Source organism: Rhodococcus sp. Leaf247 (genome assembly GCF_001426185.1).
GTDB lineage: Bacteria > Actinomycetota > Actinomycetes > Mycobacteriales > Mycobacteriaceae > Rhodococcoides.
Genome location: NZ_LMRP01000002.1, coordinates 507,374 through 529,934, shown reverse-complemented (window position 1 = coordinate 529,934; position 22,561 = coordinate 507,374). Strand labels below are relative to the sequence as shown.

The following is a 22,561-nucleotide window of genomic DNA, read 5'->3' as shown; positions in this document are numbered from 1 at the left end:
CATGACCATTTCGTCAGTACTCGTCGCCAACCGCGGCGAGATCGCCCGCCGCGTCTTCACCACCTGCCGCGCCGAGGGCATCGACACGGTCGCCGTGTTCTCCGATCCGGACTCCGCGTCACCGCACGTCGCCGACGCCGACGTCGCCGTCCGGCTACCGGGGTCCGCGTCGTCGGAGACGTACCTGCGGGGCGACCTGGTCATCGAGGCTGCGCAGCGCGCCGGCGCCGATGCCATCCACCCCGGCTACGGATTCCTCTCCGAGAACGCAGGATTCGCGAGAGCCGTCATGGACGCGGGTCTGACATGGATCGGTCCGCCGGTGAAGGCCATCGAGATGATGGGCTCCAAGGTCGAGTCCAAGATCATGATGCAGAGGGCCGGCGTCCCGGTGCTCGACCGCCTCGACCCCGAGACCGTGACCGCCGACGACCTGCCGGTGCTGGTCAAGGCCTCCGCGGGCGGCGGCGGCCGGGGCATGCGCGTGGTGCGCGAGCTGGCGTCGCTGCAGGACGAGATCGATGCGGCGTCGCGGGAAGCGTTGTCCGCCTTCGGCGATGCCACCGTGTTCTGTGAGCGGTACCTCGAGACGGGCCGACACATCGAGGTTCAGGTCATGGCCGACCGACACGGAACGGTGTGGGCGGTGGGAGAGCGTGAGTGCTCGATCCAGCGTCGTCACCAGAAGGTCGTCGAGGAAGCTCCGTCACCCCTCGTCGAGCGGGTGCCGGGCATGCGCGAGAAGCTGTTCGACGCCGCGCGCCTGGCCACCGAGGCACTCGACTACGAGGGCGCCGGAACAGTCGAATTCCTCAGCGACGATCGAGGCAACTTCTACTTCCTCGAGATGAACACCCGCCTGCAGGTGGAGCACCCGGTCACCGAGTGCACCACTGGGCTCGACCTCGTCGCCCTGCAGATCCACGTCGCATCCGGGGGTGCCCTGCCCACCGAGCAGCCGGAGTCCCGCGGTCACTCGATCGAGGTCCGCCTCTATGCCGAGGATCCGTCCAAGGACTGGCAACCGCAGAGCGGCATCGTCCATCACGTGGACTTCGGTTCCGCCGCGGAGTTCGAGGTGCTGGACCGCACCGGCATGCGGGTCGACTCGGGCATCGTGAGCGGCAGCGTCGTCGGAACGCACTACGACCCCATGCTGGCCAAGGTGATCTCGTTCGCGCCGACGCGCGAGCAGGCGGCTTCCATCCTGTCGAAGGCGTTGTCACGCGCTCGGATCCACGGTGTCCGCACGAACCGGGACCTCCTCGTGACGGTGCTGCGGCATCCGGCGTTCCTGGCGGGCGACACCGACACCGCGTTCTTCGCGACCCACGATCTGGCCGTCCTGGCCGAACCTCTCGTGGACGAGCGCGGAGTGCGACTGTCCGCGCTCGCGGCCGCCCTGGCCGACGCCGCAGGAGCACGCGCGAGCGCACCTGTCGGCCGGTCGCTTCCCAGCGGCTGGCGCAACATGCCGTCGGTACCGCAGCGGAAGGCCTACACCGTGAACGGGACCGAGATCGTCGCCGAGTACCGACTGGCCCGCACCGGCCTGGTCACCGACCTCGCGGGCTGCGAGCTGGTGGAGTCGAGCGCCGATCACGTGGTGCTGGTGGCGGACGGGGTGCGCCGCACGTTCGACGTCGCCGCGTACGGAGGCGACGTGTTCGTCGATTCCTCGCTGGGGCCGGTGCGGCTCGAGCGGGCGCCGACGTTCGTCGATCCGAGCGAGATCGTCGCGGCAGGGTCGCTGTTGGCGCCCATGCCCGGCAGCGTCGTGCGTGTCGGTGCGGCCGTCGGCGACACGGTCACGGCGGGGCAGCCCCTGCTGTGGCTCGAGGCCATGAAGATGGAACACACGATCACGGCCCCGGCAGCAGGTGTGGTGACGGAACTGAACGTCACGGTGGGACAGCAGGTGGAAGTCGATGCGGTGCTCGCAGTCGTGAGCGACGCTCAACCAGAGGAGAACGAGTCATGAGCTTCATCGAGACCGACGAGCAGAAGAGCCTCCGTGCCGCGGTTGCCGGGCTGGGCAAGCGTCACAACTACATCGACTACGTCCTGCCCAAGGCGCGCAAGGGCGAAGCCCTCACCGAGCTGTGGCACGAGGCCGGCAAGCTCGGCTTCCTGGGTGTCAATCTCCCCGAGGAGTACGGCGGCGGCGGTGCCGGCATCTACGAGCTCGCGCTCGTGCAGGAGGAGATGTCGTCCTTCGGTGCAGGTCTGCTGCTCGTCGTCGTCAGCCCGGCCATCTGCGGCACGATCATCGCCAAGTACGGCACGGCCGATCAGAAGCAGTCGTGGTTGCCACGCTTGTCGGACGGCTCCGCGATCATGGCCTTCGGCATCACCGAGCCCGACGCCGGATCCAACTCCCACCAGATCACCACCACCGCGCGTCGCGACGGCGACGACTGGATCCTGCGCGGAAGCAAGATCTACATCTCCGGTGTGGACCAGGCCGACGCGGTGTTGATCGTCTCGCGCACCGAGGACTCCAAGACCGGCAAGCTCAAGCCCGCGCTGTTCATCGTCCCGACCGACGCGCCGGGGCTGAACAAGACGCAGATGCGCATGGACATCATCGAGCCCGACCACCAGTTCACGCTCTTCCTCGACGACGTCCGGTTGCCCGCCGACGCTCTGGTCGGTGAGCCCGACGCGGCGCTGATGCAGCTGTTCGCCGGCCTGAACCCCGAGCGCATCCTCGGTGCGGCGATGGCCGTCGGCATGGGCCGTTACGCACTCGACGCCGCCGTGAAGTACGCCAACGAGCGCACGGTGTGGAAGAGCCCGATCGGTGCGCACCAGGGCATCGCCCACCCGCTCGCGCAGTGCAAGATCGAACTCGAACTGGCCAAGCTGATGATGCAGAAGGCCGCGGCGCTCTACGACAGCGGCGACGACTTCGGTGCCGCCGAGGCCGCCAACATGGCCAAGTACGCCGCCGCCGAGGCCAGCATCAAGGCCATCGACCAGGCGATCCAGACGCACGGCGGCGCAGGCCTCACCGAGGAGTACGGCCTGGCGTCGATGCTGGGCGCGGCGCGCATCGCCCGTGTCGCCCCGGTCAGTCGAGAGATGATCCTCAACTTCGTCTCCCAGCACTCGCTGGGCCTGCCGAAGAGCTACTGATGGCGGTGGATGCGCAGACGGTGGACGCCGTCACCACACTGACTCTCGACACTCCGCGCAACCGCAACGCCCTGTCGACGGCCTTGGTCACCGAACTCACCGACGGGTTGAGGGAGGCGGGGGCGGATCCCGGCGTCCGAGCCGTCGTCGTCACGCACACCGGCGGAACCTTCTGTGCGGGAGCCGATCTGAGTGAGACCGGTTCATCGATCGAGTCGCAGACCGGTCTCATGGTCACCGTGATGAGAGCCGTCCTCGAGACGCCGAAGCCGGTGATCGCGAAGATCGACGGCCACGTGCGCGCCGGCGGCATGGGGCTCGTCGGCGCGTGCGATCTGGTGGTCGCCGGACCGAAGAGCACGTTCGCGTTGACCGAGGCGCGCCTCGGTCTCGCACCGTCGATCGTCTCGCTCACCCTGCTTCCGCGGATGACCTCGCGCGCGGCGAGTCGCTACTTCGTCACGGCCGAGACGTTCGGTCCGCACGAGGCGGAGGCCATCGGGCTGATCACCGAGGCGGCGGCCGATACGTCGGTGACCTTGGCCGAGCTTCTCGACGCAATCCGTCCGTCGTCGCCGCAGGGTCTGGCGGAGTCGAAGCGGCTCACCACCGCGTCGATGCTCGCCGATTTCGATCTCCACGCCGACCGCCTCGCGGAGCAGTCGGCCGGGCTGTTCGCATCCGACGAGGCGCGAGAGGGGATGATGGCCTTTCTCCAGAAACGTCCGCCCGCGTGGGCGGCGCCCCGCGCGGAAGGATCGTGAGACTCGCAGTGTCGACACTTCCCGCCAGCCGACGGACGAGTGACGCACGCGGTCCGAAGCAGGACCGCAGCCGGGCGACCAGGCTCAAGCTGCTCGAGTCGACCATCGACGCGCTCGCACAGGACGGGTGGAGTGCCACCACGGTGGCCGTGGTGGCCGAGCGTGCCGGGGTCTCCCGCGGCGCGACCCAGCACCACTTCCCGACGCGGGAAGATCTGATCACCGCGGCGCTGGAGTACATGTTCGACACCCGCATGGCCCAGGCGCGGGCCGAAGCGGTGGCGTTGCCGCAGGGGCCCGGCCGCACCGAGGCCGTCGTCACGCGGTTGGTGGACTACTACACGAGCCCGATCTTCCGGGCCGCGCTGCAGGTGTGGACCGCGGCCGCCGCGGATCCGGAGATGCGAGCCCGTGTCCTCCCGCTGGAGGAGAAGTTCGGTCGCGTCGCGCACCGCACGGCGGTCGACCACCTCGGCGCCGACGACAGCGACCCCCGCACCCACAGGCTGGTGCAGGCCACTCTGGACCTGGCGCGCGGGCTCGGCCTCGCCGACGTGCTCAGCGACGACTCCCGTCGCCGCGGCGAGATCGTCAAGGTGTGGGCATCGGTTCTCGACGCCTCCCTGTCCGTCGACGCCCCCTGACCGGATCCCCTCTCGGATAGAGTCGCAGCCATGACCTCCGCCCGCCTCGCAGTTGCGATCGCGGGTGCGGTGGTCGCTCTCGCAGGCTGCTCGGGAGCGTCGGGAGACACGACGTCCGACACCCCGGCCACCACCGCGTCGGAAGGTCCCGGCCCGTTCTTCGGAGTGTGCGGCGGCCTCACCGACGACGAGGTGCTCGCCGCGTTCGCCGTGCCGGCTTTTGCTGTCGTGACCCGTAATTCGGTGGGATGCGAGTGGGAGACGTCAGGTCCGACGGGTCCGTCCGTCAGCTTCTCCTGGTACCGCGGCAGTCCCATCGGACGCGAGCGCATGGGCTCCGAGCTCATCGGGCGCCCGGCCGAGGACATCGAGATCGACGGCAAGCCCGGGTTCGAGGCCAGGTCGGAGAACGCGACGGGCGAGACCTATCTGTGCGAGAACGGGCTGCAGTACGGAGACGACTTCGTGCACTTCTCCGTCATGTACGCGGACAGTGTGCCGACGGCCGATCCGTGCGCTGTCGCACGGGGCCTGCTCGAGACGGTTGCGGAGCGTGCGCAGTGAGGAAAGTCGTACCGATGCTGGCCGGCGCCGCGCTGGTGCTGAGTGCATGCGGCACCACCATCGAGGGTCGTGCGGTGGCCGAGGGGATCGATACCGACGGCGGCGAGTTCCAGTCACTGCTCGAGGAGTGCAACACGGTCACGCCGGAGCAGATCGCCGACGTGGTCGGCGGCGACGCGATCGACCAAGGGTTCATCGGCGCCATCTGCCGGTGGGACCTGACCGGCCCGGGCGGCGCGGTGAAGGTGACCTTCGACTGGTTCGAGACCGGATCGCTGGCCGCGGAGAAGGACGCCAACGAGCGGATGGGGTGGACGGTGACCGACGTCGAGGTGTCCTCGCGGAAGGCCCTCGAGATCCGTCAACCGGACGACCCGGCGTCGTGCGGCGTGGCGGCGCAGTCGCCGAATTCCGGGGTCATCGGCTGGTGGGTGCAGTACCGGCCCGGGAATCCCACCGATCCGTGCCAGGCGGCGACGAAGTTGATGCAGCTCTCGCTCAACCTGTCGGCCTGAGAGTTCGTACTGTCGACAGCGCGCACGCGTTACCCGATGCCGAGTCGTTTTGACCATCAGGCGCGCCGCCGGGTACCGTTACAGGTCGTGCCCGGCCTAGCCGGTACGTCTGTGTGCCTATGCGAGGTACAGCCGTGCTCGTGTTCCTATCGAGCAAGCAACAACGGCTGCCGTGTGGGGGTATGCGACACACCCGACCGCGGGGTGCACGATCCCGCGGAAGCACTACTGGGTGAGGGGCAGTGTTCTCTTGCCCCAACTGCTAGATCCCTGTTTCTCGACACGAAGAAAGCCGGTTCATGCCAACAATCAACCAGCTGGTCCGCAAGGGTCGCACCGACAAGGTCGCGAAGCTGAAGACCGCTGCCCTCAAGGGCAGTCCGCAGCGCCGTGGTGTGTGCACTCGCGTGTACACCACCACCCCGAAGAAGCCGAACTCCGCTCTCCGTAAGGTCGCGCGCGTCCGCCTGACCACCTCGGTGGAGGTCACGGCCTACATCCCCGGTGAGGGTCACAACCTGCAGGAGCACTCGATGGTGCTCGTTCGCGGTGGTCGTGTGAAGGACCTCCCGGGTGTGCGTTACAAGATCATCCGTGGCTCGCTCGACACGCAGGGCGTCAAGGCTCGCAAGCAGGCTCGCAGCAAGTACGGCGCCAAGAAGGAGAAGAGCTGACATGCCACGTAAAGGCCCAGCACCCAAGCGCCCGCTGATCAACGATCCCGTCTACGGGTCCCCGCTGGTCACGCAGCTCGTCAACAAGATCCTGATGGACGGCAAGAAGTCCACCGCAGAGCGCATCGTGTACCAGGCTCTCGAGCAGGCACGCGAGAAGACGGGCACCGATCCCGTCGTCACGCTCAAGCGCGCACTGGACAACGTCAAGCCGGCCCTCGAGGTCCGCAGCCGTCGTGTCGGTGGCGCCACCTACCAGGTCCCGGTCGAGGTTCGTCCGGGCCGCTCCACCACGCTGGCTCTGCGCTGGCTCGTGTCGTTCTCCCGCGCTCGTCGCGAGAAGACGATGGTCGAGCGCCTGGCCAACGAACTCCTCGATGCCAGCAACGGTCTCGGCGCAGCAGTCAAGCGTCGCGAGGACACGCACAAGATGGCGGAAGCCAACAAGGCATTCGCGCACTACCGCTGGTGATCGCGTTTCGGGGGCGTCGGGAAACATCCGACGCCTCCCGAGCGTTGACACTTCGACTCACTTCTCTCAACACCAAGGCGGGATGAATTCGTGGCACAGGACGTGCTGACCGACCTGAACAAGGTCCGCAACATCGGCATCATGGCCCACATCGATGCCGGTAAGACCACCACTACCGAGCGCATCCTCTTCTACACCGGTATCTCCTACAAGATCGGTGAGGTCCACGACGGCGCAGCCACCATGGACTGGATGGAGCAGGAGCAGGAGCGTGGCATCACCATCACGTCTGCTGCCACGACGTGCTTCTGGAACGACAACCAGATCAACATCATCGACACCCCCGGGCACGTCGACTTCACCGTCGAGGTGGAGCGTTCGCTCCGCGTCCTCGACGGCGCTGTCGCGGTGTTCGACGGCAAGGAGGGCGTCGAGCCCCAGTCCGAGCAGGTGTGGCGTCAGGCCGACAAGTACGACGTGCCGCGCATCTGTTTCGTCAACAAGATGGACAAGCTCGGTGCGGACTTCTACTTCACCGTGCAGACCATCAAGGATCGCCTCGGCGCCAAGCCGTTGGTCATCCAGTTGCCGATCGGTGCCGAGGACAGCTTCGAGGGCATCGTCGACCTGATCGAGATGAACGCGAAGGTCTGGCGCGGAGAGACCAAGCTCGGCGAGACCTACGAGACCGTCGAGATCCCCGAGGAGCTCAAGGAGCGGGCAGAGCAGTACCGCACCGAGCTGCTCGAGACCGTCGCCGAGTCGGACGAGGCACTGCTGGAGAAGCACTTCAGTGGTGACGAGCTGACCATCGACGAGGTCAAGACGGCCATCCGCAAGATGACGGTCAACTCCGAGCTGTACCCGATCCTGTGTGGCTCCGCGTTCAAGAACAAGGGCGTCCAGCCCATGCTCGACGCGGTCATCGACTACCTCCCGTCCCCGCTCGACGTCGCCGAGACCATCGGTCACGCCGTCGGCGACGAGGAGAAGGAGATCAAGCGTCTCCCGTCGGCGGACGAGCCCTTCGCGGCTCTGGCCTTCAAGATCGCTACGCACCCGTTCTTCGGCAAGCTGACGTACGTGCGCGTGTACTCGGGCAAGGTCGACTCCGGCTCGCAGGTCATCAACTCGACCAAGGGCAAGAAGGAACGTCTGGGCAAGCTCTTCCAGATGCACTCCAACAAGGAGAACCCGGTCGCGACCGCGAGCGCCGGCCACATCTACGCCGTGATCGGTCTGAAGGACACGACGACGGGTGACACGCTCTGCGATCCGCAGAACCAGATCATTCTCGAGTCGATGACGTTCCCGGACCCGGTCATCCAGGTGTCGATCGAGCCGAAGACCAAGTCCGACCAGGAGAAGCTCGGCACGGCGATCCAGAAGCTGGCCGAAGAGGATCCCACGTTCTCGGTCAAGCTCGACGAGGAGACCGGCCAGACCGTCATCGGCGGCATGGGCGAGCTCCACCTCGACATCCTCGTGGACCGCATGCGTCGCGAGTTCAAGGTCGAGGCCAACGTCGGCAAGCCGCAGGTGGCCTACCGCGAGACCATCACCAAGACGGTCGAGAAGCAGGAATTCACCCACAAGAAGCAGACGGGTGGCTCCGGTCAGTTCGCGAAGGTCATCATCGCCCTCGAGCCCTTCATCGGCGAGGACGGCGCGACCTACGAGTTCGAGAACAAGGTCTCCGGCGGTCGTATCCCGCGCGAGTACATCCCGTCCGTGGATGCCGGCGCGCAGGATGCCATGCAGTACGGCGTTCTCGCCGGCTACCCGCTGGTGAACGTCAAGCTCTCGCTTCTCGACGGTGCGTACCACGATGTCGACTCGTCGGAAATGGCGTTCAAGATCGCGGGCTCGCAGGCCTTCAAGGAAGCTGCCCGTAAGGCCGGTCCGGTCATCCTCGAGCCCCTCATGGCTGTCGAGGTGATCACGCCCGAGGAGTACATGGGCGACGTGATCGGCGACGTGAACTCCCGCCGTGGCCAGATCCAGGCCATGGAGGAACGCAGTGGTGCCCGTGTCGTGAAGGCGCTGGTTCCGCTGTCGGAGATGTTCGGTTACATCGGTGACCTGCGGTCTCGCACCCAGGGTCGCGCGAACTACTCCATGGTCTTCGATTCCTACGCAGAGGTTCCCTCGAACGTCTCGAAGGAGATCATCGCGAAGGCCACCGGAGAATAAGTCTCCGAAGCTGGACCAGGTACCACTCGTCACACCGCACCACCCGTAAGTACATCCGTAATGCTGCATAACGCAGGCAATAACAGTCCAGGAGGACACAGTGGCCAAGGCGAAGTTCGATCGGACCAAGCCGCACGTCAACATCGGCACCATCGGTCACGTTGACCACGGTAAGACGACACTGACGGCTGCAATCACCAAGGTTCTGCACGACAAGTTCCCGGACCTGAACGAGGCGTCGGCCTTCGACCAGATCGACAAGGCTCCGGAGGAGAAGGCTCGTGGTATCACGATCAACATCTCCCACGTCGAGTACCAGACCGAGAAGCGTCACTACGCACACGTCGATGCTCCCGGTCACGCCGACTACATCAAGAACATGATCACCGGCGCGGCACAGATGGACGGCGCGATCCTCGTCGTCGCAGCAACCGACGGCCCCATGCCCCAGACGCGCGAGCATGTCCTGCTCGCTCGCCAGGTCGGCGTGCCGTACATCCTGGTTGCACTGAACAAGGCCGACATGGTCGACGACGACGAGATCATCGAGCTCGTCGAGATGGAGGTTCGCGAGCTCCTCGCCGCACAGGAGTTCGACGAGGACGCTCCCGTCATCAAGGTCTCCGCACTCAAGGCCCTCGAGGGCGACGAGAAGTGGGGCGAGTCGGTTCTCGAGCTCATGCAGGCAGTGGACGACTCGGTTCCGGACCCCGTCCGTGAGACCGAGAAGCCCTTCCTCATGCCCGTCGAGGACGTCTTCACCATCACCGGTCGTGGCACCGTCGTCACCGGTCGTATCGAGCGCGGCTCGGTCAACGTCAACGAAGATGTCGAGATCGTGGGCATCAAGGAGAAGTCGACCAAGACCACCGTCACCGGTATCGAGATGTTCCGCAAGCTGCTCGACTCGGGCCAGGCGGGCGACAACGTCGGCCTCCTCGTCCGCGGCATCAAGCGCGAAGATGTCGAGCGTGGACAGGTCGTCGTCAAGCCCGGAACCACGACTCCCCACACGGAGTTCGAGGGCCAGGCATACATCCTGTCGAAGGACGAGGGCGGTCGCCACACCCCGTTCTTCAACAACTACCGCCCGCAGTTCTACTTCCGTACCACGGACGTGACGGGCGTCGTGACCCTTCCCGAGGGCACCGAGATGGTCATGCCCGGTGACAACACCGAGATGTCCGTCAAGCTGATCCAGCCGGTCGCCATGGACGAGGGCCTGCGGTTCGCCATCCGTGAGGGTGGACGTACCGTCGGCGCCGGACGCGTCACGAAGATCAACAAGTAACACCTGCTCCACACACCGAACGGCGCTCACCCTCGCGGGTGGGCGCCGTTCGGCGTTTCGGCTGTCAGGTCTGGACGACGAGATCCGCCGGGAACCGGGCGTCGATCTCGTAGTGGTCCTCGTACTGGCTGCTCATGCCCGTCACCTGGACCACCGACCCCACTCGCACGGCGGACGTGTCGATACCTGTCTGCGTGTTGATGTAGACGGTGGTCTCACCGCTCTGGTCGGCGATGGTGAACTTCCGACCGAACGGCAGGTCGTCGAGGACCGGGGAGGTCACCCGACCGACCGTGGTGACCAGTGACGACTCGGTCGACTCCCCGATCACCCGCGTGACGACGTGTCGCGGGGCCACCGGATCGGCCGGCCCGATCGGTGTGATCGCGGTGGGCTTCACCACGAGCAACCCGGATTGATCGGCGAGCGTCCCCGTCACGGTGACGGCTGTTCCGATGCCGAGGGTCGATCTCTCGGCGGCGCTGATGTAGATGCCGGCCGTCCGGTCCTCGACGGCGAACCCGACGTCGAAGAAGCTGGACTCGAACGCGCCCGGCGGCGTCGTGATCGTCCCCGACACGGTGACCGTCGCTCCCACGCCCTGTGCGCGTGCCTGCGCGATGGGCGGAGCGCCCGGCGGAGCAGCGGTGGCGGTCGGCGCGAGCATCACCGCCGACGTCGCGACGACGGTGAGTGCAGAGCCGACGATGCGGCCTACGGACCCGATGATCATGAGTGTCCTCTCGTCCGATGCGCCGATCCCGTTCGGCGCATCGGATCAACCCTGGTCGTGAAAGCTGCTGTGCAGCAACCCGAGTTGGAGAGGTTCCAGTCAATCGACGGTGAGGTCCTCCACCGTCACGACGACGGGTGTGCGGACCGTGCGGGCAAGGTGTTCCTGGACCGCGAGTGCCACGGCATCGGGATTTCCGGGGTAGCGCACGATGATGTGCACCGAGCACGACTCGTGACCGACGACGACGCCGTCGATACGGCGGCCGGGTAGCACTGTCACGGCTTCGCCGAAGATGCCTGCGTGCAGTCCCGCGACACCGGGAACCTCGAGGACGGCCGCAGCGATCAGGTCGGCCTGTTCGGGTTCGAGCGGTGCGGTCATCGATACAGTCTGCGCGCTGCGCGCGCGCCGCGCTCACCTGCGCCGTTCCGGTGCGACGGGACCGGTAGATTGAGGGCCGTGAACGTCGCACTGATCGACTCGGGGCTGGGGTCGCTGCCCACGGCAGCGCACCTGCGTCGTCTGCGTCCGGGTCTCGATCTGCACCTCTACCTCGACCCGGACAACGCACCGTGGGGGCCCAAGCCCGCCCAGTGGACGCTGGCGCGAGTCGTGGAGACGGCCGTGCGGGCCGTCGCGGAGGGTGCGGACGTCGTGGTGCTGCCGTGCAACACGGCCAGCGTCATCGCGCTCGACGGGACCCGTGCAGCGTTGGGGTCGGTACCCGTGATCGGCACCGTTCCCGCGGTCAAACCCGCTGCACGCGATCATGACTCGATCGCCATCTGGGCGACGGCCGCCACGACGGCCTCCGCGTACCAGGCGCGGTTGGTGCAGGAGTTCGCCGGATCCGCATCCGTCGCGGCGATCGCCTGCCACGGTCTCGCCGACGCCATCGACCGCGGTGATCTCGATGCGATCAGCGCGTCCATCGCCTCGGCCGCCGAGCGCACCCCGGACGACGTCCAGGCCATCGTGCTGGGGTGCACCCACTATCCGCTGGTCGCCGACCAGATCATGGCATCGCTCGACCCGTCGGTCCGCATGTTCGACAGCGCCGAGGCCGTCGCCGCGCAGACGCTCCGCCGGCTCGACGAGGTCGACACACAGCACGAAGGGTCAGGGTCGCTGTCGGTGACTCTGTCCGGGCGCCCCGGCGCCCTCCCCGAGAGCGCGCTGCGATTCGCCGCCGGCCGCGCACTGCTCGCGCCCGCAGGAATCTGACCGCGTCGGGAATCAGGACGGGGTCCGGCCGGTTGACCCCGACGGTTACCCGAGCAAACGACTGCGTCGGGGTGCCGCCACGGAAGGGATTCTCGATGACGGTGCGTGACGAAGCAGTGGTCGACAAGGCCGACGTCGGCACGGTCGGACCTCGATGGATGACCAGGACACGCGGCTTCTGGGTCGTCGCGATCGTCTTCTTCGCCGTGATGGCGTCGTCCGCGGCTCCGTCCCCTCTCTACCCCGTCTACCAGGCGCAGTGGGGTTTCGGCGCCTCCACGTTGACCATCGTCTTCGCGGTGTATGTGTTCGCGCTGCTGGCCGCGTTGCTCACGGTGGGATCGCTGTCGGATCATCTGGGTCGCAAGCCCGTCGTGGTCGCGTCGTTGCTGCTGCTCGTCGCCAGCCAGGTCGTCTTCGTCGTCGCCGACGGCGTGGGATGGCTCATCGCCGCACGGATCGTGCAGGGTCTCGCTGCGGGTGCGGCCATGGGCGCGCTCACCGCCGCCATCATCGATCTGCAGCCGACGGACACGCTCGGCCCGCTCGTCAGCTCGGTCGCCCCGGCCTTCGGTCTGGGTGCGGGCGGCATCGGCGCCGGACTGCTGGTGCAGTTCGCCCCGGCACCGACGACGCTGGTGTACGTGCTCATCGGCGCGGCGATCCTGGTGCTGACGGCGCTGATCGTCGCCGTCCCCGAGTCCGCTGTCCGATCCGGCTTCACCGATCGTCGACACGTCGTGCGGGTGTTGACTCCCCGCGTCGGACTGCCCGTCTCGATCCGCTCGCGGTTCTGGCCGGTGATTCCCGCGCTGGTGGCCACGTGGTCGCTCGGTGGCTTCCACCTGTCGCTGGGGCCGTCCATCATGGGGTCCGTCTTCGGGTTCCGCGGCGCGGTCGTGGGTGGGTTGGACATCTTCGCCATGTTCACCGCCGGAGCACTCGGCGCCGCGTCGGCACGCCGGCTGCGCCCTCGGACGGCGATGATCGCCGGAGCGTCGACCCTCGCCGTCGGCATCGTCCTCAACGTGATCGGACTGCACATCGCGTCCGCGCCGCTGTACTTCGTCGGAACCTCGGTGTCCGGCTTCGGGTGGGGCGCGACGTTCCTCGGCGCCATGAGCATCATCGGACTGATCGCGCCCGCAGAGCATCGGGGCAGCGTCTTCGCCACGACGCTGGTCCTGAGCTACCTCGCCTTCAGCGTGCCCGCGATCGTCGCGGGTGTCGCCATCCATTCCGCGGGCCTGCTCGTCACGGCCACCGTGTACGGCTCGGCCGTCGTGGCGCTGGCTCTCGGCGCCGTCGTGACGACGACCCTGCGGTCGGACCGACCCGCCTGACCCCACTCGGCGAACGGTGCCCGGATAGGGAAGTATCGGGCCGGTGGATACGGACCTTGCGGTAGGTGACGTGACGGGCCGTGCACGCTTCACGCGCGACGAGATCCCCCGCCTGCTGGGTATGGCGAGCGTGCTGGTTCTTCTGCACGTGATCGGCTGGGGCTTCTTCCTCCATTACGACTCCATCCCGACGATCCACGGACTGACCGGTTCCGACGGTGCCGTGGTCTACGCGGGCGCCGGGGCGCTGGCCTACACGCTCGGCATGCGCCACGCGTTCGACGCCGACCACATCGCCGCGATCGACGACACGACGCGCTTCCTGCTGCAGAAGGGCAAGCGCCCTCTGGCGGTGGGGCTGTTCTTCTCCCTCGGGCACTCGACGGTCGTCTTCGTCTTCGTCGCGGCCATCGCGTTCGCGGCGTCCCGTGCGACCGCGTTCCAGGAGGCGTTCGCGGGAACGGGCGGCATCATCGGAACGCTCGTGTCCGGGACGTTCCTGTATGTCGTCGCCGCGCTGAACATCGCGGTGCTCCTCGGCATCGTGAAGGTGTGGCGCACAGCGAGATCGGGGCAGATCTCCACGGAGACGCTGGACCACCTGCTGGCCAAGCGCGGCCTGATGAACCGCATCTTCCGGGGTCGTTACGACACGATGATCGACCACTCGTGGCAGATGTACCCGCTGGGCCTGCTGTTCGGTCTGGGGTTCGACACCGCCACCCAGGTCGGCCTCCTCGCCGTCGCGGGCACGACAGCCATCGCAGGCGGGCTGCCGCCGATGGCGATCATCGCGCTCCCGGTCCTCTTCGCCGCGGGTATGTCCACGATGGACACCCTCGACGGCGTCTTCATGTCCAAGGCGTACGGCTGGGCCTTCGTCACCCCGGTACGCAAGATCTACTACAACATCACGATGACGAGCCTGTCGATCTTCGTGGCACTGGTCATCGGCAGTGTGCAGATCCTGACCTTGCTGGGCGACGAGTTCGGACTCTCCGGCGGTGTCTGGGACCTGATTGCCGCCATCGATCTCAACCTCGCGGGACAGGCGGTCGTCGTCACGTTCGTGGTCGTCTGGATCGGGTCCCTGACCTACTACAAGCTGGCACGTATCGACGAGCGGTTCCAGCGCGACACCTGACCCCTCCCCGCGAGTACGTCCATAGTGTCGTGATCCGGTGTCCTCGCCACGACCATATGGACGTACTCGCGAGGGTGACGGATTCAGCGCAGGGTGGCCGGAGTGAGCGCGACGATGGCGTCGTGGAGTTCGGCGCGGTCGTCGAAGTACACCGAGGTGCCGCCGAAGTGTTGCCAGGTGTCACTGCCCCGGCCGGCGACGACCACCGTGTCGCCGTGGCCTGCCGACGCCACGGCATGCTCGAAGGCGGTGCGACGATCTGCGACCTCGACCACTCGCACCCCGCGGCCGACCGACCGCACACCGCGGAGGACGTCGGCGCGCAGCGCGGCGGGATCTTCACCGTTGGCACTCTCGTCGGTCACCACGATGTCGTCGGCGTACCGGGCTGCGGTCGCACCGATCTCGAACCGCTTGCCGACGTCGCGGTCACCGGTCGCACCGATGACCAACACCAGCCGACCCGTCGTCGTGCTGCGGAGGTAGGGGAGGATCGCGTGCTGGCCGGACACGTTGTGCATGTAGTCGACGACGGCGGCGAAATCCTGGCCGGCCGCGACGACCTCGCACCGACCCGGAATGCTGTGCAGCGCGGAGATCCCCGCCGCGGCGCGGTGGGCGTCGACGCCGCCCGAGATGAGCGATGCCAGCGCGACGAGAGCGTTGGACACCTGGTGCGGACCCAGCACCTGGAGTGACATCGGAATGTCGGCGATCGGGGTGCGGGCGACGAACCGGGTCCGGTGGCTGGTGCAGTCGATGCGGTCGGCGTAGTAGTCGGCACCCGGGTCGAGCGTCGAACACGTCACCGACGGCAACGCGCACTCCGACGCGAGACGGCGTCCGTGGTCGTCGTCGATCCCGATCACGGCACGCCGGGTGCGGTCGGGCGCGAACAGTGACGCCTTGGTCCGGTAGTACTCCTCCATCGTGGTGTGGAAGTCGAGGTGGTCGCGTCCGAGGTTGGTGAACGCTGCGACCTCGAACTCGACTCCGTCGATCCGATGCTGGGCGATGGCGTGCGAGGACACCTCGAGCGCCGCCGCGCTGCATCCGTTGTGCACGAAGGTCGACAGGGTGCGCTGCAGCACCGTGGCCTCGGGAGTCGTGCGGACGGGAGTCTCGTCCGTGCCTCCGCCGCTGACGGCGACACCGGAGATCACCCCGGCGTGTACTCCCGCTGCTCGTAACCCGGCGTGCAGGAAGTGCGTCGTGCTGGTCTTACCGTTGGTGCCGGTCACGCCGAACATCGTCAGCGCAGTGGACGGGCTGCCGTGGAACCAGGCCGCGAGCGGACCGACGACGGCGCGCGGGTTCGGCACGACGATGGTGGGCAGCGACGACGCCGGTCGATCGCTGAGCACCGCGACAGCTCCGGCTCGAACGGCGTCCTGCTCGAAGTCCAGGCCGTGCCACCTCGCGCCGGGCAGCGCCACGTACAGGTCGCCCGGCTGGACTGCGCGCGAGTCGTCACACAGATCGTTCACCGTGGCGGACTCGACAGGAGAGGTGAGGCGGCCGCCTGCCGCGTCGGCGACGGCGGTGAGAGATCTCTCGGGGCGTCCGCCGGACGGCCGCTCCGGGCGGCGTGACAGTGCGCTCACAACCGGGTAAATACCCGGAAGTGGACACGTCAACCATCGGAGCACCGCTCGTCGGCGCGTCGCGAGGCCACCCGGGACACTGGAACCGTGAGCAGCCCGAACCGCGCCGACGTGTCCTTGGCCCCGATGGCCGCCGATCGCCTTCCCGCATGGATCGAGGAGAGCAAGAGTGAGTACCGGGCTGACCGTGTGCGTTCCGGCGAGACGCTCGAGCAGGCCACCGACAATGCGGAGCAGAGTTTCACGGCGTACTTCGCGGCCGGAGAACCCGCTCCCCACCACCACGTGTTCGACGTGATGGAACGGGACGAGCGCGTCGGGTCGCTGTGGATCGGTCCGCAGTCTCTCGGCAACACCACCGACTGGTGGGTATGGGACATCGCAATCGACGAGCCCCACCGCGGACGGGGTCTGGGCCGTGCCGCCATGCTGCTGGCCGAGCAGGAGGTCGCCGCGTTCGGCGGAACCGTGTTGGGGCTCAACGTCTTCGGATTCAACACGGCGGGCCGACGGCTGTACGAATCGCTCGGCTACGAGACCTCGTCGATACGCATGCAGAAGGTTCTCACCGAGGGCGCACGATGAGCGCAACGGAGCCGGCACTGTCCGATCTCGTTGCTGCGCGTGAGGATTTCACCCGGTTCATGATGTCGTACCAGTTCGGCATGAACGAGCTGACCACCAAGATCGACATCCTGAAGGAAGAGTTCACGCATCTGCACTCCTACAGCCCGATCGAGCACGTGGTGTCGCGGCTGAAATCGCCGCGCAGCATGGTGCAGAAGGCCGTTCGCAAGAACATCCCGCTGACGTTCCCCGCCCTACGCGCGGGACTGTTCGACATTGCCGGCGTCCGGATCACCTGCAGCTTCATTGCCGACACCTACCGGGTCAAGGACATGCTGGCGTCGCAGAACGACGTCCGAATCCTCGACTTCGAGGACTACATCGCCGACCCGAAGCCCAACGGGTACCGAAGCCTGCATCTGACCGTCGAGATCCCGGTGTTCCTGTCCGACCGGGTCGAGCACGTCTACGTCGAACTGCAGATTCGTACCGTCGCCATGGATTTCTGGGCCAGCCTGGAGCACAAGATCTTCTACAAGTACGACGGCGAGGTGCCCCGGTCGATCCGCGACGAATTGCAGGACGCGGCCGAGGTCGCCAACCGTCTCGACGTCACCATGGAGCACCTCCACACCGAGGTGCGGGGACTCGATGCCCAGCCGCCGAGGACGACCCGGGGCGCACCGGGTGTCCAGGAGTTGTTCCTGCGATCACTCTTCGCCGGTGGTGAACCCGGCCAGTAGGCCGGTGTACGTCTTCGGGAGAGGCTGCGCGAACTCGCCGCGTCGGGACGTCCGCAGTCCCAGTGTCACCAGCGACTGGACGAACAGCGTTGCGGCGGAAACGCCGTCGACGACGGGGACGCCGATCTCGTCGGAGATGTGCCGACACAGGTCTGCCATCCCTGCGCATCCGAGGACCACCGCGTCGGATCCGTCGACCTCGACGGCCGTACGGCACGCTTCGGTGATGATCTTCAGGGCATCGGGATCGGTCTCGAGGTCCAGCACGGCGATCTCGCAGGCATGAATCCCGCGGCACGCCCGCGCGAATCCGTAGTGGTCGGCCAGATCCTGTGCGCGACCGACGGTGCGCCCCAACGTGGTGACCACGCTGAAGCCCCGCCCGAGAAAACTGGCGGCATGCATGGCGGCCTCGGCGATTCCGACGACCGGTCCGCTCGCGTGCTCCCTCGCTGCATCCATCCCCGGGTCACCGAAGCAGGCGATGACGTATCCGTCGACTCCGTCCTTCTCGCCTTTCGCTATCTCGTCGAGAATTCCGGGGACGGACAGAGCCTCGTCGTAATGACTTTCGATGGATGCCGGTCCCATCGACGGGCTGACCGCCTCGACGCGTGTGCCCGGGCCGACGACGGCCCGGGCACACTGTTCGATCGTGGCGGTCATCGACCACGTGGTGTTGGGGTTGATGACCTTGATGAGCACGTCGTGATGCTAGCTCGACACGGGTGCGTCGAAGTTGGTGACCGCGAGCCTCGTCTTCGTGGCGAGAACGTAGTAGACGACGAATCCGAGACCGCAGCCGATGAACCAGCTGTACTTCGACGCGGTGGACATGCCGGCGATCTCCATGCCCTCGAGTGCGCCGTTGAACAGCACCGTGAACATGGCGACCACGGCGCCGACGACGGTGGCGTACACGGCAGCGGGGTTGTATCCCTTGGAGTACCAGTACTGTCCGGTCTTCTCCATCGAGAACAGTTCGTCCACGGTCACCTTCTGCTTGCGGACCAGGTAGTAGTCGGCGATGAGGATGCCGAACAGTGGTCCGATGAACGCCCCCAGCGTCTCAAGAGTCAGGTGGATGACGTCCGGGTTGTTGTAGAGATTCCACGGCGTGATCAGCACCGACCCGACCGCGGCGATCATGCCGCCGGCGCGCCAGCTGATGCGCTGCGGATCGACGTTGGAGAAGTCGAAGGCCGGAGAGATGAAATTGGCGACGATGTTGATGCCGATCGTGGCGATCGTGAACGTCAACGCGCCCAACACGATGGCGAAGGTGCTGTCGATACGGGCCACCGTCTCGACCGGGTCGGTGATCAGTTCGCCGAACACCGGTACGGTCAGCGACGCCGTGACGACGACGAGAATGGAGAAGACGAGGAAGTTGACGGGCAGTCCGAGGAAGTTGCCGCGCTTGACTGCTCCGTACGACTTCCCGTACCGCGAGAAGTCACCGAAGTTGAGCATCGGACCCGAGAAGTACGACACCACCAGGGCGATCGCGCCGAGCATCACGGGCACCGAACTCCACCCCGTGTGAACGACACCGCCGAGGTTGAGGTCGATCGCGCTCCACCCTGCTTTCCAGATCAGGTATCCGCAGAGCAGGAACATCACGACGTAGACGGCGGGACCGCAGAAGTCGATGAACTTGCGGATCGACTCCATGCCGCGCCAGAACACTGCCGCCTGGACCACCCACAGGAACAGGAAGCTCGCCCAGCCGAGCAGCGAGAGTCCCAGGAAGCCGTAATCCCCGACGACGGCGTACTTTCCGAGGCTGGGAAAGAGTTTGATCAGCACGATGTCCAGCGCGGCGGACGCCAGGAATGTCTGAATTCCGTACCAGGCGACGGCGATCAATCCGCGGATGATGGCGGGAATGTTGGCGCCGAGGACCCCGAAGACGCTCCGGCACATGACCGGATACGGCACTCCCGTCACCTGAGACGGTTTGGCGACCAGATTGCAGAAGAAGTAGACGATCGAGATACCCACGAGCAGCGAGATCAGAACCTGCCAGCTGGCGAGACCGAGCGCGAAAAGGCTACCGGCGGTGACGTATCCGCCGACGGAATGCACGTCCGACATCCAGAACGCGAACAGGTTGTACGAGCTCCACGTCTGCTTCTTCAGCGGCGCGAGATCGTCGTTCGTCAGGCGTGGGTGATAGCTGTCCTTGATCAGACCGCCGCCGACCGGGTGGCCGGCTGCTTCGACCAGATCATGGGCTCCCGGCTTTGCGCCGGGTGGCGGGTCGAACGGACCCGAATGCGGAACGGTCTGCGTCATGTACTTCTCCTGATCACCGAAGATGCGGAGTGCGAATGACGTAAAAGTAGTGCCGAAGTATTTCGCATTCGTGACGCCGGCGATATATCTTCGCGTTTGCCGTCAGGGGTCGGGACGCAACCCGGCCTCGTCTCCGATCCGGGAGATCACCACGTTCAGGCGGTCGTGGTGCCGCGACGCGGCGGCGAGCAGTGCCGGGGTGTCCCGCGCGACGAACGCGTCCAGCATGTCCTGGTGATCGGCGTGCAGAGCAGCCCTGTCGGCACCGGCCACGTGCACCATCGGCTGCAGCGGTTCGGTGATGTTCCATGCCGCTGCGAGCATGTGGAGGAGTCGACCCATTCCCGACGGGCGCGCGAGAGCCATGTGGAACTCGCGGCTCAGCCGGTGGTACTTCGACGGATCGTCGATGGAACCGCGAAGTTCCGCGTCGACGGCGACGGCCAGCGCGTGGTCCTGCTCGGTCGCCGTCTGCGCCGAGGCCGCCAGTGCGGCAGTCTCCAACACCTCGCGGACGATGTACATCTCGCGGAGCTCGGCCGACGTCAACTGCGCCACCGTGTATCCCGCGTTCGGGCGGTGGTCGACCAGTCCTTCGCCGATGAGCGTCTTCAGCGATTCACGCACCGGGATCCGGCTGACCCCGAAGAGCTCGGCCACCTCGCCGAGCGGGATGGGCGTCCCTGGCGGAGCGTCACCGGACATCACGACGCGGCGGAGCTCGTCGAGAATGACGCTCTGGGACCCGCCGGGAGCATCGATCGTCAGCTGCGCAAGCAGGACTGATCGGCGGCGGGCGGGCACGCGTCGGACTCTAGGCCCAGTCCGTCGGCGCCGCAGGACGGACCGCTGTCCTCTGGTGAGTGCTCACGGTTGCGTCGGGTCGTCGTGGCGGACTTCTTCCGGGTGCCGGCGGGGTCCTCCGCGGCGGCCCGATCCGAGGGCGAGTCGTCACCGGGAATGCCGGCGGCGAAGGTCGTCACGGCCGCCGACCCCGGGGCCTGCTCGGCGCGAACCTCATGTCTCGCTTGAGAGTCGAGACATGCGGCGATACTCCTGCGCGTCCACGGACGTGTCGTCGATACCGTTCCTGCGTCGGTGTCGGTCGTTCGGGGGACAGCCCGATCCCGGGCCGGCGCCACGTGATCTGCGCCGACGATCGGGTTCACCACCGATAGTGGCCGACTTATGACAAATACCCGGGGCGCCCCTTACGATGACCCGATGCGCGACGGTCGTCTACCCGATGGATTCGGAGTGCGTATCGACCCACGGGTACGGACCCTCTCGGGCGGTCGGGTTCTCATCGGCGGCTCGCCGACCCGGATGATCACACTCGCTCCCGCGGCGGCCGCGATGATCGGCGACGGGTTCCTCCGCGTCTCCGATCCCGACTCCGCCACGGTGGCTCGGCGCCTCCTCGATTCCGGTGTCGCGAACCCCCGGCCGATGAGCACGCCGTCGGCCGCCGATGTCACGGTGGTCGTGCCGGTCCGCAACAATCACGAGGGTCTGCTCCGACTCGTCCGGGCTCTGCGCGGTCTGCGCGTGGTCGTCGTCGACGACGGGTCCTCGGTGCCGGTTCGACTGCCCGAGACTGCGGGCACCGATCTGTGCGCGGCGGTGACGATCATCCGACACGAGATGTCGCGTGGGCCGTCCGCTGCGCGCAACACGGGACTGGCCGCCGCCACGACCGACTTCGTCGCATTCCTCGACTCGGATGTGGTTCCACGCAAGGGATGGCTCGAGGTCGTGCTCAGTCATTTCTCCGATCCGTCGGTCGGCTTGGTCGCGCCCCGCATCGTCGCGCTCGAACCGGAAGGCAGTGCTCTCGCGCGCTACGAACGATCCCGGTCGTCGCTGGATCTCGGGCGCCGCGAGGCACCGGTGTCGGCGGGTGGCCCCGTGTCCTACGTTCCCAGCGCGGCCGTCGTCGTGCGTCGGCGCGCCATCCTCGACTCGCACGGTTTCGACGAGGCGATGCACGTCGCCGAGGACGTCGACCTGTGCTGGCGCCTCCAGGACGCGGGATGGCGGCTGCGGTACGAGCCGGTGGCGCGCGTCGCCCACGATCACCGTGTCACCCTCCGAGAGTGGTTCGGCCGCAAGCTCTTCTACGGAACCGGTGCCACCGCGCTGGCAGCTCGACACCGCGGCAAGGTTCCCCCCGTCGCGATGTCGCGCACCACTCTGCTGGCACTGCTGCTGACCGCGTCGGGAACCCGCACGGGACTGCTCGGCGCGGTCGTCACTCTCGCCGTCACGATCGTGCGGCTGCGTCGACTGTTCGTCGGTCTCGATGACCCGACCCGTCTGGCCGCGGTCTTCGCCGCTCGTGGGTTCGTCGGCGGGGCGTGGCAGTTGGCGTCCGCCGCGGTGCGTCACTACTGGCCCGTCACGGTGCTGGCCGTGCTGTGCTCGCGGCGGATCCGTCGGCTCGCGATAGCCGTCGCGATGGCCGAGGGCGTCCGCGACTGGGCCGAGCATCGTGAGCCCGGCGGGCTGGGGCCTCTGCGGTACTCCGCGTACAAGAGGATCGACGACGTCGCCTACGGCACCGGACTGTGGATGGGTGCGGTGTCGAACCGGGATGCCCGCGCACTGGTTCCCCGGCTCGGGTGATCGAGGTCCGACCGCGGTGAAT

23 protein-coding genes are annotated in these 22,561 nt (G+C 66.9%); 16 read left to right on the top strand and 7 right to left on the bottom strand.

Going from position 1 to position 22,561, the window contains the following annotated elements; translation table 11 throughout:
• The first annotated feature begins 1 nt into the window (after nt 1).
• From ASG64_RS11735 to tuf, 10 genes are all read left to right on the top strand, one after another.
• Nucleotides 2-1,981: an acetyl/propionyl/methylcrotonyl-CoA carboxylase subunit alpha gene (locus tag ASG64_RS11735; RefSeq protein WP_056073751.1), complete on the top strand. Its 1,980-nt coding sequence runs from the start codon at nt 2-4 to the stop codon at nt 1,979-1,981.
• Nucleotides 1,978-3,138 carry an acyl-CoA dehydrogenase family protein gene (locus tag ASG64_RS11730; protein WP_042574006.1) on the top strand — a complete coding sequence of 387 codons (1,161 nt, stop codon included), beginning with the start codon at nt 1,978-1,980 and terminating at the stop codon, nt 3,136-3,138. The genes ASG64_RS11735 and ASG64_RS11730 overlap by 4 nt, the downstream gene beginning before the upstream one ends.
• On the top strand, nt 3,138-3,902 hold the full coding sequence (locus ASG64_RS11725; RefSeq protein WP_056073750.1) for an enoyl-CoA hydratase family protein: 765 nt from the start codon (nt 3,138-3,140) through the stop codon (nt 3,900-3,902). The genes ASG64_RS11730 and ASG64_RS11725 overlap by 1 nt, the downstream gene beginning before the upstream one ends.
• The gene (locus tag ASG64_RS11720; RefSeq protein ID WP_235579577.1) at nt 3,899-4,546 is read left to right on the top strand and encodes a TetR/AcrR family transcriptional regulator; all 648 of its coding nucleotides are present in this window, start codon (nt 3,899-3,901) and stop codon (nt 4,544-4,546) included. Before ASG64_RS11725 ends, ASG64_RS11720 begins: the two co-directional genes overlap by 4 nt.
• Before the next feature lie 30 nt (nt 4,547-4,576).
• A complete protein-coding gene (locus ASG64_RS11715; RefSeq protein ID WP_056073748.1) occupies nt 4,577-5,110 on the top strand; it encodes a DUF3558 domain-containing protein in 534 nt (177 codons plus the stop codon).
• A gap of 14 nt (nt 5,111-5,124) precedes the next feature.
• Complete coding sequence (locus ASG64_RS11710; protein ID WP_056073745.1) at nt 5,125-5,625, top strand: DUF3558 domain-containing protein; 501 nt, start codon at nt 5,125-5,127, stop codon at nt 5,623-5,625.
• A gap of 299 nt (nt 5,626-5,924) precedes the next feature.
• Nucleotides 5,925-6,299, top strand: coding sequence for a 30S ribosomal protein S12 (gene rpsL, locus ASG64_RS11705; RefSeq protein ID WP_042574003.1), 375 nt, complete (start codon nt 5,925-5,927; stop codon nt 6,297-6,299).
• Nucleotide 6,300: 1 nt separating this feature from the next.
• The gene (rpsG, locus tag ASG64_RS11700; protein ID WP_042574002.1) at nt 6,301-6,771 is read left to right on the top strand and encodes a 30S ribosomal protein S7; all 471 of its coding nucleotides are present in this window, start codon (nt 6,301-6,303) and stop codon (nt 6,769-6,771) included.
• 90 nt (nt 6,772-6,861) lie between these two features.
• Nucleotides 6,862-8,964, top strand: a complete 2,103-nt coding sequence (gene fusA, locus ASG64_RS11695) for an elongation factor G (RefSeq protein WP_042574001.1) — start codon at nt 6,862-6,864, stop codon at nt 8,962-8,964.
• Between the two features lie 100 nt (nt 8,965-9,064).
• Nucleotides 9,065-10,255, top strand: a complete 1,191-nt coding sequence (tuf, locus tag ASG64_RS11690; protein WP_042574000.1) for an elongation factor Tu — start codon at nt 9,065-9,067, stop codon at nt 10,253-10,255.
• Nucleotides 10,256-10,319: 64 nt separating this feature from the next.
• Here tuf and ASG64_RS11685 read toward each other — a convergent pair whose 3' ends face one another.
• A complete protein-coding gene (locus tag ASG64_RS11685) occupies nt 10,320-10,988 on the bottom strand; it encodes a hypothetical protein (protein WP_156388363.1) in 669 nt (222 codons plus the stop codon).
• A gap of 99 nt (nt 10,989-11,087) precedes the next feature.
• The gene (locus ASG64_RS11680) at nt 11,088-11,372 is read right to left on the bottom strand and encodes a hypothetical protein (protein ID WP_056073744.1); all 285 of its coding nucleotides are present in this window, start codon (nt 11,370-11,372) and stop codon (nt 11,088-11,090) included.
• A gap of 78 nt (nt 11,373-11,450) precedes the next feature.
• Between ASG64_RS11680 and ASG64_RS11675 the strand changes: the two genes are divergently transcribed.
• The 3 genes from ASG64_RS11675 to ASG64_RS11665 all read left to right on the top strand — a co-directional run bounded on the left by ASG64_RS11675 (nt 11,451) and on the right by ASG64_RS11665 (nt 14,702).
• Nucleotides 11,451-12,215 (top strand): glutamate racemase, encoded by a 765-nt coding sequence (locus tag ASG64_RS11675; protein WP_056073742.1) that lies wholly within the window; start codon nt 11,451-11,453, stop codon nt 12,213-12,215.
• Between the two features lie 95 nt (nt 12,216-12,310).
• Nucleotides 12,311-13,558 (top strand): MFS transporter, encoded by a 1,248-nt coding sequence (locus ASG64_RS11670; RefSeq protein ID WP_056073740.1) that lies wholly within the window; start codon nt 12,311-12,313, stop codon nt 13,556-13,558.
• 70 nt (nt 13,559-13,628) lie between these two features.
• Nucleotides 13,629-14,702 (top strand): HoxN/HupN/NixA family nickel/cobalt transporter, encoded by a 1,074-nt coding sequence (locus ASG64_RS11665; protein ID WP_235579681.1) that lies wholly within the window; start codon nt 13,629-13,631, stop codon nt 14,700-14,702.
• Between the two features lie 83 nt (nt 14,703-14,785).
• Here ASG64_RS11665 and ASG64_RS11660 read toward each other — a convergent pair whose 3' ends face one another.
• Nucleotides 14,786-16,306 (bottom strand): UDP-N-acetylmuramoyl-L-alanyl-D-glutamate--2,6-diaminopimelate ligase, encoded by a 1,521-nt coding sequence (locus ASG64_RS11660; protein WP_235579576.1) that lies wholly within the window; start codon nt 16,304-16,306, stop codon nt 14,786-14,788.
• 87 nt (nt 16,307-16,393) lie between these two features.
• Between ASG64_RS11660 and ASG64_RS11655 the strand changes: the two genes are divergently transcribed.
• Together ASG64_RS11655 and ASG64_RS11650 are read left to right on the top strand one after the other, a co-directional pair.
• On the top strand, nt 16,394-16,891 hold the full coding sequence (locus ASG64_RS11655; protein WP_197074717.1) for a GNAT family N-acetyltransferase: 498 nt from the start codon (nt 16,394-16,396) through the stop codon (nt 16,889-16,891).
• Nucleotides 16,888-17,616, top strand: coding sequence for a GTP pyrophosphokinase (locus ASG64_RS11650; RefSeq protein WP_082518403.1), 729 nt, complete (start codon nt 16,888-16,890; stop codon nt 17,614-17,616). The genes ASG64_RS11655 and ASG64_RS11650 overlap by 4 nt, the downstream gene beginning before the upstream one ends.
• On the opposite strand, the gene ASG64_RS11645 is transcribed toward ASG64_RS11650, so the two are convergent.
• From ASG64_RS11645 to ASG64_RS21605, 4 genes are all read right to left on the bottom strand, one after another.
• Nucleotides 17,584-18,321 (bottom strand): aspartate/glutamate racemase family protein, encoded by a 738-nt coding sequence (locus tag ASG64_RS11645; protein ID WP_056073738.1) that lies wholly within the window; start codon nt 18,319-18,321, stop codon nt 17,584-17,586. The genes ASG64_RS11650 and ASG64_RS11645 overlap by 33 nt on opposite strands.
• A gap of 9 nt (nt 18,322-18,330) precedes the next feature.
• Nucleotides 18,331-19,914: an NCS1 family nucleobase:cation symporter-1 gene (locus ASG64_RS11640; RefSeq protein WP_056073736.1), complete on the bottom strand. Its 1,584-nt coding sequence runs from the start codon at nt 19,912-19,914 to the stop codon at nt 18,331-18,333.
• Nucleotides 19,915-20,016: 102 nt separating this feature from the next.
• Complete coding sequence (locus ASG64_RS11635) at nt 20,017-20,718, bottom strand: GntR family transcriptional regulator (protein ID WP_056073733.1); 702 nt, start codon at nt 20,716-20,718, stop codon at nt 20,017-20,019.
• The gene (locus ASG64_RS21605; protein WP_156388362.1) at nt 20,679-20,897 is read right to left on the bottom strand and encodes a hypothetical protein; all 219 of its coding nucleotides are present in this window, start codon (nt 20,895-20,897) and stop codon (nt 20,679-20,681) included. Before ASG64_RS21605 ends, ASG64_RS11635 begins: the two co-directional genes overlap by 40 nt.
• A 241-nt stretch (nt 20,898-21,138) precedes the next feature.
• Between ASG64_RS21605 and mftF the strand changes: the two genes are divergently transcribed.
• On the top strand, nt 21,139-22,539 hold the full coding sequence (gene mftF / locus ASG64_RS11625; protein WP_056073729.1) for a mycofactocin biosynthesis glycosyltransferase MftF: 1,401 nt from the start codon (nt 21,139-21,141) through the stop codon (nt 22,537-22,539).
• Nucleotides 22,540-22,561: the final 22 nt, after the last annotated feature.